This is a genomic window from Mesorhizobium loti (assembly GCF_013170705.1).
In the GTDB taxonomy this organism is placed as follows: Bacteria; Pseudomonadota; Alphaproteobacteria; order Rhizobiales; family Rhizobiaceae; genus Mesorhizobium; species Mesorhizobium loti_D.
The window spans coordinates 493,141-506,051 of sequence record NZ_CP033334.1 but is presented as its reverse complement, the minus strand read 5'-3'; the positions used below and the strand labels follow the sequence as shown (position 1 = coordinate 506,051).

Annotated in this window: 14 protein-coding genes; 7 read left to right on the top strand and 7 right to left on the bottom strand. The window is 64.0% G+C overall.

The annotated features are described in order from the left end of the window. Nucleotide 1 precedes the first annotated feature (1 nt). From EB815_RS02275 to EB815_RS02245, 7 genes are all read left to right on the top strand, one after another. Nucleotides 2–631 (top strand): HD domain-containing protein, encoded by a 630-nt coding sequence (locus tag EB815_RS02275; RefSeq protein WP_056568940.1) that lies wholly within the window; start codon nt 2–4, stop codon nt 629–631. Next, entirely contained in the window at nt 628–1,722 is a 1,095-nt protein-coding gene (locus tag EB815_RS02270; RefSeq protein ID WP_056568943.1) for a carnitine 3-dehydrogenase, read from the top strand. Before EB815_RS02275 ends, EB815_RS02270 begins: the two co-directional genes overlap by 4 nt. Before the next feature lie 4 nt (nt 1,723–1,726). Beyond that, entirely contained in the window at nt 1,727–2,890 is a 1,164-nt protein-coding gene (locus tag EB815_RS02265) for an acyl-CoA dehydrogenase family protein (protein WP_056568946.1), read from the top strand. 85 nt (nt 2,891–2,975) lie between these two features. Then, entirely contained in the window at nt 2,976–5,054 is a 2,079-nt protein-coding gene (locus tag EB815_RS02260) for an acetate--CoA ligase family protein (protein WP_056570310.1), read from the top strand. After that, on the top strand, nt 5,047–5,829 hold the full coding sequence (locus tag EB815_RS02255) for a carnitinyl-CoA dehydratase (protein ID WP_056568948.1): 783 nt from the start codon (nt 5,047–5,049) through the stop codon (nt 5,827–5,829). The genes EB815_RS02260 and EB815_RS02255 overlap by 8 nt, the downstream gene beginning before the upstream one ends. 107 nt (nt 5,830–5,936) lie before the next feature. Then, complete coding sequence (locus EB815_RS02250) at nt 5,937–6,866, top strand: alpha/beta hydrolase (protein ID WP_056568950.1); 930 nt, start codon at nt 5,937–5,939, stop codon at nt 6,864–6,866. Between the two features lie 139 nt (nt 6,867–7,005). Further along, nucleotides 7,006–7,326 (top strand): hypothetical protein, encoded by a 321-nt coding sequence (locus tag EB815_RS02245; RefSeq protein ID WP_056568953.1) that lies wholly within the window; start codon nt 7,006–7,008, stop codon nt 7,324–7,326. Here the strand turns inward: EB815_RS02245 and dapA are convergent. The 7 genes from dapA to EB815_RS02215 all read right to left on the bottom strand — a co-directional run bounded on the left by dapA (nt 7,285) and on the right by EB815_RS02215 (nt 12,886). Further along, a complete protein-coding gene (gene dapA, locus EB815_RS02240) occupies nt 7,285–8,157 on the bottom strand; it encodes a 4-hydroxy-tetrahydrodipicolinate synthase (RefSeq protein ID WP_245303372.1) in 873 nt (290 codons plus the stop codon). The genes EB815_RS02245 and dapA overlap by 42 nt on opposite strands. Further along, on the bottom strand, nt 8,078–8,647 hold the full coding sequence (locus EB815_RS33500) for a hypothetical protein (protein ID WP_245303363.1): 570 nt from the start codon (nt 8,645–8,647) through the stop codon (nt 8,078–8,080). Before EB815_RS33500 ends, dapA begins: the two co-directional genes overlap by 80 nt. Before the next feature lie 38 nt (nt 8,648–8,685). Next, nucleotides 8,686–8,907, bottom strand: a complete 222-nt coding sequence (locus EB815_RS02235) for a hypothetical protein (RefSeq protein ID WP_244494015.1) — start codon at nt 8,905–8,907, stop codon at nt 8,686–8,688. 16 nt (nt 8,908–8,923) lie between these two features. After that, nucleotides 8,924–9,115: a hypothetical protein gene (locus tag EB815_RS02230; protein ID WP_056568963.1), complete on the bottom strand. Its 192-nt coding sequence runs from the start codon at nt 9,113–9,115 to the stop codon at nt 8,924–8,926. Between the two features lie 202 nt (nt 9,116–9,317). Next, nucleotides 9,318–10,976: an FAD-binding dehydrogenase gene (locus EB815_RS02225; RefSeq protein WP_056568965.1), complete on the bottom strand. Its 1,659-nt coding sequence runs from the start codon at nt 10,974–10,976 to the stop codon at nt 9,318–9,320. Nucleotides 10,977–11,053: 77 nt separating this feature from the next. Then, on the bottom strand, nt 11,054–12,040 hold the full coding sequence (locus EB815_RS02220) for a Gfo/Idh/MocA family protein (RefSeq protein WP_056568968.1): 987 nt from the start codon (nt 12,038–12,040) through the stop codon (nt 11,054–11,056). Between the two features lie 270 nt (nt 12,041–12,310). After that, nucleotides 12,311–12,886, bottom strand: a complete 576-nt coding sequence (locus EB815_RS02215) for a YceI family protein (protein ID WP_056568972.1) — start codon at nt 12,884–12,886, stop codon at nt 12,311–12,313. Nucleotides 12,887–12,911 lie beyond the last annotated feature (25 nt).

The window sequence follows — 12,911 nt, the reverse complement described above, 5'->3', positions numbered from 1 at the left end:
AATGACAACCGTCAAATTCACCGCGATGAAGGATGGTGACAGGGACGATTACGAGTTCCTGACCGCCCATGAAATCGACTACGCCGCCAAGACCGGCGATCGTCTGCTCGACGCTTTGGTGCAACTCGACGAAGGCCTGTCGGGCTACAAGATCACCCGGCTCGGCCATTCGCTGCAGGCGGCGACGCGCGCCTGGCGCGACGGCGCCGACACCGACTGGATCGCCTGCGCGCTGCTGCACGACATCGGCGACATCTACGCGCCCTACAATCACGACGAATACGCCGCTTCGATCCTGAAACCCTTCGTGCGCGAGCAATGCACCTGGGTGGTGGAAAAGCACGGTGACTTCCAGCGGCTCTATTACGCCCACCATCTCGGCGGCAATCGCCATGCGCGCGACCGCTTTGCCGGCCATGCCTATTTCGACGACTGCGACCAGTTTTGCGAACGCTGGGACCAGTCGAGCTTTGACCCCGATTACGAGACGCTGCCGATCGACTTCTTCCGGCCCTTCGTGCTCGAGGTCTTCGCCCGCAAGGCCTACGACCCCGCGGTGATCCGCGCCGGCGAGCGCGTGCCTCTCATCGATCCCGAAACAGCCAGGACAAGAACCGGAGCTTCCGCATGAGCATCATCAACAAGGCGGCCGCCATTGGCGGCGGTGTCATCGGCGCCGGCTGGGTGGCGCGGCTGCTCTTGAACGGCATCGACGTGTCGATCTTCGATCCGGACCCGGAAGCCTCGCGCAAGGTCTCGGAAGTGATGAAGGGCGCGCGCCGCGCCTACAAACAGATGGTGCCCGGCGGCCTGCCGAAGGAAGGCAAGCTGACCTTCGCCAAGACGATCGCGGAGGCCGTTGCCGACGCCGACTTCATCCAGGAAAGCGTGCCGGAACGGCTCGACCTCAAGCACAAGGTGCTGGCCGAGATCGACGCCCATGCGCCGGCAAACGCCATTGTCGGCTCGTCAACCTCCGGCATCAAACCGACCGATATGCAGGTGGCGATGAAGAAGCACCCGGAGCGGCTGGTCGTCGGCCATCCGTTCAACCCGGTCTACCTCCTGCCACTGGTCGAAATCGTCGGCGGCGATCAGACCTTCCCCGAGGCCATCGAGGTCGCCAAGGAGATCTATGCCTCGATCGGCATGAAGCCGGTCGTCATCCGCAAGGAGATCGAGGCCTTCGTCGGCGATCGTCTGCTCGAAGCGGCCTGGCGCGAGGCGCTTTGGCTGATCAAGGACGGCATCTGCACGGTCGAGGAACTCGACGACATCATGCGCTACGGCTTCGGCCTGCGCTGGGCGCAGATGGGCATGTTCCAGGTCTACCGCGTCGCCGGCGGCGAGGCCGGCATGCGCCACTTCATGGCCCAGTTCGGCCCATGCCTGAAATGGCCGTGGACCAAGCTGATGGACGTGCCTGAATTCAACGACGAACTGGTCGACCTGATCGCCACGCAGTCGGACGACCAGGCGCACGGCCTGTCGATCCGCGAACTGGAAAAGATCCGCGACGACAATCTGGTCGCGATCATGGATGCGCTGTCGAAGCAGAACAAGGGCAAAGGCTGGGGCGCGGGCGCCTTGCACAAGGACTATACCAGGCAGTTGGCCAAGCTGGCGGCGAAGAAGCCGGCGGCCTCAAAGGCTGCCGAAAAGGCCAAGGCCTCCAAGCCGGTGAAGAAGGCGGAAAAGCCGAAGAAAAAGAAGAAAGGCTGAGACCATGGATTTCGGGCTGTCGGAGGAACAGAAGCTCATTGTCGAGACGACGCGCGCCTTCGTCGAGAACGAGCTTTACCCGCATGAGCGCGAGGTCGAGCGCACAGGCGTGCTGCGCCGCGACCTGATCGAGGAGCTCAAGGCCAAGGCGATCGAAGCCGGTCTCTATGCCGCCAACATGCCGGCGGACGTTGGCGGTGCCGGCCTCGATACGGTGACCTGGCTGCTCTACGAAAAGGAACTCGGCCGCGCCAATTACGCGCTGCATTGGACCTGTGTCGCGCGTCCCTCCAACATCCTGTTGGCCGGCACGCCGGAGCAGCGCGAAAAATACCTGTTCCCGTGCATTCGCGGCGAGAAGTGGGATTGCCTGGCGATGACCGAGCCGGGCGCCGGCTCGGACCTGCGCGGCATGAAGGCGACCGCGGTGCAGGATGGCGACGACTGGGTGCTGAACGGCACCAAGCACTTTATCTCCCACGCCGATCTCGCGGATTTCGCGATTTGCTTCATGGCCTCGGGAGAGGAAGAAACCGCGCGCGGAAAACGCAAGAAGATCACCGCCTTCTTTGTCGACAAGGGCACCAAGGGGTTCACGGTCCGCGACGGCTACCGCAATGTCTCGCATCGCGGCTACACCAACGCCATCCTTGAATTCGACGATTGCCGCCTGCCGGCGAGCCAGGTGCTCGGCGAAGTGCACAAGGGTTTCGAGGTCGCCAATTCCTGGCTGGGTGCCACCCGCCTTCAGGTTGGCGCCACCTGTCTCGGCCGGGCCGAGCGGGCGCTCGGCCACGCCATCGAGTATTCCGCGCAGCGCCAGCAGTTCGGCCAGCAGATCGGCAAGTTCCAGGGTGTGTCGTTCAAGCTTGCCGACATGGCCACGGAACTGAAAGCCGCCGACCTGATGGTGTTCGAAGCCGGCTGGAAATACGATCAGGGCACGGTCACCGACCAGGACATGGCCATGGCCAAGCTGAAGGCCACCGAAATGCTGGCCTACGTCGCCGACGAAGCGATCCAGATCCATGGCGGCATGGGGCTGATGGACGACCTGCCGCTGGAACGCATCTGGCGCGACGCCCGCGTCGAGCGCATCTGGGAAGGCACGTCGGAGATTCAGCGACATATTATTTCGCGGGCGCTGCTGCGTCCGTTCGGAGCTTAGAGCATGATCGCCCAAGCCGGGATTCGGTTTTGTCGGGCAAACGAGATCGTCTGTCCTGGGATCGCGCTCAAACGAAAAGATGACCATGCATAAACTCGAACGTCTCCTGCGCCCGAAATCCATCGCCGTCTTCGGCGGCGTGCAGGCCGCCGCCGTCGTCGCGCAATCGATCAAGATGGGCTTTGCCGGCGAAATCTGGCCGGTGCATCCGACCAAGGACGAGGTTGCCGGCCGCAAGGCCTATCGCTCGGTTGCCGATCTTCCAGGCGCGCCGGATGCCGCCTTTGTCGGCGTCAACCGCCATCTGACCATCGAGGTCGTCAAGGCGCTGGCCGAGCGCGGCGCCGGTGGCGCCGTCTGCTTTGCCGCCGGTTTCCTCGAAACCGAGGCCTATGACGACGATGGCGAACGGTTGCAGGCCGAGCTGGTCGCGGCCGCCGGCCAGATGCCGATCATCGGCCCGAACTGCTATGGCCTGATCAACTATGCGGACGGCGCGCTTTTGTGGCCCGACCAGCATGGCGGCATCAGGCTGGAGGAAGGCGGCAAGGGCGTCGCCATCATCACCCAGTCCTCCAACATCGCCATCAACATGACGATGCAGAAGCGTGGCCTGCCGATCGCCTTCCTGATGACCGCCGGCAACCAGGCGCAGACCGGCCTGTCCGAGATGGCGCTCGGCCTGATCGAGGATGAACGGGTGACCTCGCTCGGCCTGCACATCGAGGCTTTTGACTCCGTAGCCGGCTTCGAACGGCTGGCGGCACGCGCGCGCGAACTGAAGAAGCCGATCATTGCCATGAAGGTCGGGCGTTCCGAGCAGGCACGGCAAGCAACTGTCTCGCACACCGCCTCGCTCGCCGGCTCGGACGCGGCCTCGGGCGCCTTTCTGAGGCGGCTTGGCATTGCCCGCGTCGATTCCATCCCGGCCTTCATCGAGGCGCTGAAGCTGCTGCACATCACCGGCCCGCTGCCGGGGTACAAACTCTCGTCGATGAGCTGCTCGGGCGGCGAGGCTTCCGTCATGGCCGACAGCGCCGAAGGGCGCTGGGTCAACTTCCCGGTCCTGACGGAACAGCACCGCGCTCATGTCAAATCGACGCTCGGGCCGCTGGTCGCGGTCGCCAACCCGTTGGATTATCACACCTTCATCTGGAACAACGAGCCGGCGATGACCGCCACCTTCACCGCCATGGTGTCGGGCGGTTTCGACCTCAACATGCTGGTGCTCGACTTTCCGCGCCCGGACCGCTGCTCGGTCACTGACTGGTGGGCGACGCTGCGCGCCTTCGAATCGGCGCTGAAGACCAACAAGGCGCATGGCGCCATCGTCTCCTCGCTACCGGAGAACCTGCCCGAGGAATACACCGCCGAACTGATGGCGCGCGGCATGGTGCCGTTGTTCGGCATTTCCGAGGCGATGGATGCCGCCGGCGCGGCGGCCTTCATCGGCTGGGCATGGGCTGAACCGCAGGCGCAGCCGGTCGACACCTCCGCCGCCGGTGCCGCCGGCGGCGAGCATGTCACGCCTGACGAGGCCGAAGCCAAGGCGCGGCTGATCAAGGCCGGGCTTCCCGTGCCGAAGGGCGAGCGTGCCGGCAATGCGGTCGAAGCGGTGATCTCCTCGATGGCGCTCGGCTTTCCCGTCGCCCTGAAGGCGCTGGGCGTCACCCATAAATCCGAGGTCGGCGCCGTCAGGCTCAACCTCAAGGACGCGGAATCCGTCAGCACGGCGGCACATGATCTGCTGCCGCTCGGCACCGGCCTCTATGTCGAACGCATGGTGCGCGACGGCGTCGCGGAACTGATCGTCGGCTTCACCCGCGATCCGATGTTTGGCGCGGTCATGACGCTCGGCACCGGCGGCGTCCTGGTCGAATTGCTGCGTGACAGCGTCACCTTGATGCTCCCGGCGACCCGCGACGACATCGAGGCGGCACTGCGCGGCCTGAAGCTGTTCCCGCTGCTCGAAGGCTATCGCGGCCGGCCGAAGGCCGACGTCGCGGCCGCCATCGACGCCATCGCGGGCATCGCTTCCTTCGTGCAGAAGAATGCCGGCGAGATCGAGGAACTCGATATCAACCCGCTGATCGTCTGCGTCGAGGGCAAGGGCGCCTGGATCGCCGACGCGCTGCTGGTGCTGGGAGAAAACAAGAATGTCTGACGTCATTTCGACCCGCCGCGAAGGCTCGATCTTCGAGGTCACGCTCGACCGGCCCAAGGCCAACGCCATCGACCTGAAGACGTCGCGGTTGATGGGCGAAACCTTCAAGGCGTTCCGCGACGATCCGGAACTGCGCGTCGCCATTGTCAAGACCGCGGGCGACAAGTTCTTCTGCGCCGGCTGGGACCTGAAGGCGGCCGCCGGCGGCGACGCGGTCGACGGCGACTACGGTGTCGGCGGCTTTGCCGGGCTGCAGGAATTGCGCGACTTGAACAAGCCGGTCATCGCTTGCGTCAACGGCATGGCGGTCGGCGGTGGCTTCGAACTGGCGCTGTCCTGCGACCTCATCTACGCCTCCGATCACTCTTCCTTCGCGCTGCCGGAGATTCGCGCCGGCACGCTGGCCGATGCGGCGACGATCAAGCTGCCCAAGCGCATCCCCTACCATGTCGCCATGGATCTCCTGCTTACCGGACGCTGGATGGATGTCGCCGAGGCGCACCGCTGGGGTCTGGTCAACGAGGTGCTACCCAGGGAAAAGCTCGAGGATCGCGTCTGGGAGATCGCCCGCCTGCTGGCCAGCGGTCCGCCGCTGGTGTTTGCGGCGATCAAGGAGACGGCACGCGTGGCCGAAGCGCTGACCTTCCAGGACGCCATGAACAAGGTGACGCGCCGCCAGTTGGCGACGGTTGATGCGCTCTACGGCTCCGAAGACAATATGGAAGGTTTCCGCGCCTTCGCCGAAAAGCGTGATCCGGTGTGGAAGGGGAAGTGAGCCACCTTACCCCCGTTATGGGAGGGTCGGATCGAAGGTCCGGGGTGGGTGAAGCGCCGTCACCCCCACCGCGGTGACCTCCTCCATCAAGGGGGGGAAGGAGTTCCATGACCGACTACACGAAACTCATTGACGCCGAGACCTCGGCCTTCATCGAGCGGACCAATTCCTACTATCCGCCCGATACGATCGACTACACAATCGCGCAGCAGCGCGAGATCTATGACCGCATGTGCCGCGAATTCTTTGCCGGCTATCCCGAGGGCGTGGCGGTCGAAACCTCAACCATTGCAACGACCACGCACGAAATCCGGATCCGCATCTACCGAAGCGCTCCGCAACCGACGGCGACAGTGCTCTACATCCATGGCGGCGGCTTCATTCTTGGCGGGCTGGACAGCCATGACGATGTCTGCGCCGAGCTTTGCGCCCGCACCGGCCATGAGGTTGTCTCGGTCGATTACCGGCTGGCGCCGGAGCATCTGCACCCCGCCGCCTTCGACGACGCGATGAGCGCCTTCGCATGGGTTGCGTCCACCCGCGACCGCCCCATCCTGCTCTGCGGCGACAGTGCCGGCGGCAATCTTTGCGCCGCCGTTGCGCACGCCACGCGCGGCCGCGCGAAACGGCCGGTGGGCCAGGTGCTGATCTATCCCGGCCTTGGCGGCGATCGCTCGAAAGGTTCCTATGTCACGCATGCCGAAGCGCCGATGCTGACCATGCGCGATCTCGAATTCTACAAACATATCCGCACCGGTGGCGCGGACCTGGCCGGCGACGTAACACTCTCGCCGCTGGCGGACACCGATTTCGCCAACCTGCCGCCGACGGTACTGATCACCGCCGAGTGCGATCCGCTGTCTTCCGACGGCGAGACCTATCGCGACCGGATCATCGCGGCGGGCGGGCGGGCCACCTGGTTCGAGGAGCCGGGTCTGGTGCATGGCTACCTCAGGGCCCGGCACACGGTCGGTCGCGCTCGCGAAAGTTTCACGCGGATCGTCGACGCGATCGCTGCGCTCGGACGGGGCGCCTGACCTCACGGACTGCCAGGACATATGCGGCGTATATAATTCAGGCCAAAACCTCCTCTCGAATTCCTATGCGGCCAGCGATTATGTAGTTCCGGGCCGCTGCCTGACTGAGGCCCGATCAACAAACTGGCTTCAGACGACCATGAAATCACATTCAGCCTGGCTGACCTCCGGGGCCAGCCAAAGGGTGCCGACGGAGTATTTCGTCCTGGCAAATCTCAGGGAAAAGGGGAAGATCATCGGGCGGCTCGCAGATCATCCGATCGCCGATATCGTCGTCGATGCGAGTGGACTGCAATACCGTTTTGTCGGCGTTGCACCTCGCGACCGCAGCGGGCGCTTCGATGTCGAAGCGCTCCGCACCGGGGAATGGATCGTCCAGCCGGGGCTGGTCTATGCCGTTGACAGCAAGGCGCCTTCGTCAAGGCCGCCACGGCACGGGCGAGGCCGGCACCGGTCTTGATTGCACGGCGCCGGCGATGCTCCCGTTCAGGCCCAGCATGGCCTCGCGTATCGCGGTCTCGGTTTCAGGACGAACCGGAGTCAGCGGCAAACGCACATCGGCGCTCATGCCCAGCGCCAGGCTCATTGCGTATTTGACCGGCACCGGATTGCTCTCAAGCTCCAATGCCGCGATCAGCGGCCGCAGGCGATGATGGATGGCGCGCGCGGTGTGATGGTCACCCTGCCTGCACGCATCATGCATCTCGACGCACAGTCGCGGCGCGATATTGGAGATCACCGAGATCGTTCCACGGCCGCCCATCGTGTTGAAGCCGAACGACGTCGCGTCGTGGCCGGAGAGGCAGATGAAGCGGCGCCTGAGCACAGCCGGAAGCATGGATAGCCGGCTCACATCCCCGGTTGCGTCCTTGATGCCGATGATGGTTGGGATCTGCGCCAAGCGTCCGAGCGTCTCCTCGGACAGGTCTACGCCGGTTCGCGCCGGCACATTGTAGATGATGATCGGTATCCTGACCTTGGCAGCGACCGCCTCGAAATGGCGAAAGATCCCTTCCTGGCTCGGCCTGTTGTAGTAGGGCGTCACGATGAGAGCGGCATCGGCGCCAAAGGCCTCGGCGGCTGTCGAAAAGGCGATTGTCGTCTCGGTGCTGTTCGTGCCGGTTCCGGCGATAACAGGCACTCTGCCGGCGGCGATCTTCACGCACAGCGCAATGATGTCGAGGCGCTCCTCCCACGACAGGGTGGGGGCCTCACCTGTGGTGCCGCATGGGACCAGCCCATTGATCCCTTGTTCGATCTGCCAGCGCAACAGCGCGGTCAGCTGCTTCAGGTCGACCTCGCCGCGGGTGAACGGCGTTACCGGCGCGGTCATCGCTCCGGTCAGGCGCATTCGGGCTTGTTCTGGTGTCATGGCAGTCAAAGTCTCCTGGATGAGTTTCTGAAGGCACCGTCTTTTCGAGATGCGAGGACAGCAGGGCCGACAGCAGCGCGGCAGCCAGATCGATTTGGTCCGCCCCGGCCGTTGTTCCCGCGGACGTGATCTGAATGGAGCAAAACCAACGCTCGCCGATCTTGCCGATGGCCGATACCGAACGTTCCGGCTTCGACACGGCGATCAGCAGGAGGACGGCGTCGAGCGTGGCGCCAGCGTCCATCAGGCCGGCAAATCGCCGCCCTTGGCGGGATGATCTGTCGAGCGACAGGGCGCGTGCCGCCTCCCAAAGCTGGTGTTCGAGCAGCCTGCCGACATGCGGCAGGCGATCGAGCAATCCGGCGAGGTCGGCGCTGTTGGCGCCAGCAATGGTGTTGGAATTGTCCATGGCCAGATCGTTCCGATCAGTTCGGAACAAGGCGCGGCTCAGTTGAACAGGGAAAGCCGCACACTCGCCGGTGCGAAGCGTATCGCGCCGGCCCGATGGCCGCTTTCCATGGTGGCGAAACGGACAGCGGAATTCTTGTCGGCAAAAACGCCGCCGGTCTGGCCTTCTTCGTCACGCGCGATCCAGTGGCCTTCGCCATCGCGCCCGACGATGAAGCGGTGAAGGGCGTTTCCGTCGGGGGGAATAGGGGAGCTTTGCATGGTCATCTCCTGCCTTTCAGGAAAGCTGGGCAGCGATCGCGGCGGCGGCCAGCAAGGCGCCGACGACCAGGAGCCACCATGTCGGTGTGAACGGCGCGATCAGGCTGACCGGCCGGCGATTGGTGTTCGCCACACGCCTGATCTGTTCGACCTGCGACGCCGGCAGCGGACGATGAGTGGGCAGATAGAGCCCGTCTGAGAGGAACATCGAAGACTTCCTTCTTTCTGGTACCGCCGCCACAAGGTGACGGCCGCCTGCAGCGGCTCAGCACCGGCTGCACTCGGAAAGATAAAAGCATCGGCATTTGTATTCGAGGCGGACGAAATCTGAAAAATATAAAAAAGTCATATGTTTATCACTCGGGCGTATAAGAAGCCCAAGCTGGAAAAAAAGGCCACGTTGGCGCCGTTCACGCCAGCGAGGCGGCCGCCGCCCGGCCGGCGCTGCGGCCGGAGAAGATGCAGCCGCCGAGGAATGTGCCTTCAAGCGCGGCATAGCCATGCACGCCGCCGCCGCCGAAGCCGGCGGCCTCGCCAACGGCATAGAGACCGGCGACCGGTTGGCCATCGGCGCCCAGCACGCGGCTGTCAAGATCGGTCTGCAGGCCGCCCAGCGTCTTGCGGGTCAGGATGTTGAGCCGCACCGCGATCAGCGGGCCGTTCGCCGGGTCGAGCATCTTGTGCGGCTTGGCCGTGCGGATGAGCTTGTCGCCGAGATAGGCGCGGGCGCCGCGCAATGCGGTAATCTGCATGTCCTTGGAGAACGAATTGTCGAGTTGCCGGTCGCGGGCGCGGATCTCGCGCTCGACCTGGGCAAGCTGGAGCAGCGGCTCGCCGCCGGCCAGCGCGTTCATGCGCGCGACCAGTTTCGAAAGGTCGGCTTCGACGATGAAGTCTTCGCCCTTCTCCATGAAGGCTTTCACCGGACCCGGTATTCCCGATGTCGCGCGGCCGAGCACCTGGCGCCAGCTCTTGCCGGTCAGGTCCGGGTTCTGCTCGGAGCCCGACAGCGCGAACTCCTTCTGGATGATTTTCCTGGTCAGGATGAACCAGGAATAGTCGAAGCCGGTGCTCATGATATGGCTGAGCGTGCCCAGCGTGTCGAAACCGGGATAGAGCGGCACCGGCAGGCGTTTTCCCCTGGCATCGAGCCATAGCGAGGACGGACCGGGCAGGATGCGGATCGCATGCTCGGTCCAGATCGGCGCCCAGTTCCTGATGCCTTCGACATAGTGCCACATACGGTCGCGGTTGATGATCGAACCGCCGGCAGCTTCGGTGATCGCCAGCATGCGGCCGTCGACATGGTCGGGCACGCCAGCGATCATGCGCTTCGGCGCGGCACCCAACCGCTTGGGCCAGTTTTCGCGCACCAGCTGATGGTTGCCGCCGATGCCGCCGGAGGCGACGATCACCGCTTGCGCATGCAGCTCGAATTCGCCTGATACCTGGCGCGAGCTCTTGTGGCCGCGTTCGACCGTGCTCGGCTCAAGGATGTCGCCGCGCACACCGGTCACGACGCCGCCCGTCCGTGTAAGTTCATTGACGCGGTGGCGGAACCTGAAGCTGACCAATCCACGCTTTTGCGCCTCGCGCACGCGCAGTACAAAAGGTTCGAGCACGCCGGGACCGGTGCCCCAGGTGATGTGGAAGCGCGGCACCGAATTGCCGTGGCCGATCGCGTTGCCGCCGCCGCGCTCGGCCCAGCCGACGACAGGAAAGAACTTCAGGCCGCGCTCGATCAGCCAGGAACGTTTCTCGCCGGCGGCGAAACCGACATAGGCCTCCGCCCATTTGCGCGGCCAGACATCCTCCGGCCGGTCGAAGGCGGCGGTGCCCATCCAGTCCTCGAGCGCCAGATCATGCGAATCGCGGATGCGCATGCGCCGTTGCTCGGGTGAATCGACGAGGAAAAGGCCACCGAACGACCAGAACGCCTGGCCGCCGAGCGACTGCTCCGGCTCCTGGTCGACGATGATGATCTTCTTGCCGGCCTCGGCAAGCTCGGCGGCGGCAACCAGCCCGGCAAGGCCGGCGCCGACAATGATCACGTCCGCGTCGTCAGCCATCTCTCCTCCAGGAATTAGCCGGTCAACGCAATTCTAGGCGCAAGGGGTTTTCCGTCCGGAATTGCGTCAAGCAAGAGCTAGACGGCCTCCCAGCCGTCCTTGCCGCCGGCGCGGAAGATGGCATCGATGACCTTCTGGTTGAGCACGGACTCCTCCAGCGTGAAAACACGTTCCTTGCCGCCCTGCGCCGCCCGCGCGAATGTTTCGACCTCCAGCCGGTACTGCTGCGTGCCGGGGAAGCGGAACACTTGCGCTTCGGTGTGGTTCTGGTTGTGCAATTCGACGCGGTGATGGTCATAGAGCCCGGCATTGAACGGGGAAAAGACCTCGATGAAACCCTTCTCGCCGTGGAACACCATTACCTGGCGCGCCGCCATCTGCGTCGACAAATAGAAGGACAGCTCGAAATCGCCGAAATCTGCGCGGATCGAGGAATAGATGTCGGTGCCGAATGTCTTGTCGCGCTCGATCGTCGCCTGGACACGGCTAGGCTCCTTGCCGGTCGAAAACCGCGTCGACACTGTCGGGTAAACGCCGATATCGGGCAGCGCGCCGCCGCCGAGATCAAGCTGGTTGCGCATGTTGTGGGGGTCGACATTGTAGTAGGAGAACGCGCCCTGCACATGGCGCAGCCGGCCGATGGCGCCGCTGGCGATAAGGTCGCGCACCTTGATCCATTGCGGGTGATAGATGACCATGAAGGCCTCGCAGACCAGCACCTTCTTTTGGTCGCGCAGCTTGATCAGTGGGAGGATGTCCTTGGCGTCGAGCGCCAGCGGCTTTTCGACCAGCACATGTTTTCCCGCCTCGATCGCCTTGGCCGTCCATTCGACATGCTGCGATGTCGGCAGCGGAATGTAGACGCCGTCAACATCCTTGGAGGCGAGCAGTTCCTCATAGGAGCCGAAGGCATGGCGGGCGCCGAAACGCTCGGCCAGGGCCTTGGCCTTCGACAGGTCGCGGCTGGCAATCGCCGAAAGCACGCCGTTCTCCGCCTCGACGATTGCCGGCAACAACTGCTCGCGGCCGATCTTGGCCGTCGACAACACACCCCATCGGAACATGACGCTTCTCCATCTCGACTATATCGATGGAGGTGTGCCCCAATTTCGGAGAAAAGCCAATCGCGGACGCGGATCACAAAGCGCCTTCGTCATCCTCGGACTTGACCCGAGGATCCATGCCGTGACCTCGGCCGAAGGATGCAATGGTGCAGAATTCTGGAGCGTTGCAACGCTTGCTCGCCACGGCATGGATTCCAGAGTCTCCGCGACGGAGCTTCGCCCCTGCTTCGCCCTGGATGACGAACCTCCAGGGATGCGCGAAGTGGAGACTCAGCTCCGCTTCCCCGTCAGCGTCATGTTGAAATCGACGATGTTGGAATAGAGCGGCGTACCGACATCCATACCGTAGCGTGACCTCAGCACCTTGCCGGTGACATGGAATTTTATCGTGCCAGCCTTCAACCCAGCGAGTTCGGCAGTGAATTTTTCCGGAAACGTCTTGCCGCGTGCCGTCAGCCTGCCGGTGACCAGGGCTGATGTATCACCGGTACGGGTCACGCTGGTCGAGCGGAACTGGATCTCCGGGCTGTTGGCCGCGTCGAACACCGCGTCGGAGCGCAGGAAGGCATCGATACGGCTCTGGCCGGTACCGACGCTTTCCGGATAGATGGTCAGATCGACTTTCGAATGGCCGATATCTCCGTTGTCGATGCGGATCGTGCCTTTGAAGCGGGCGAAGGCGCCATCGAAGCCGCCGCCGCCGGCCTTGCCTATGGTGAAACGGATGCTGGAGCCTGCCGGGCTGATCGTGTAGCTGCCGGCGGCGTCACTCAGCGCCACCGCAGCAGTGGCGGGCACGGCCAGGCATGCGGCAAGAGCCGCGAATCCAAGGATGCGCGCATGCATGGGATCGATCCTTTCCTGGAGGCAA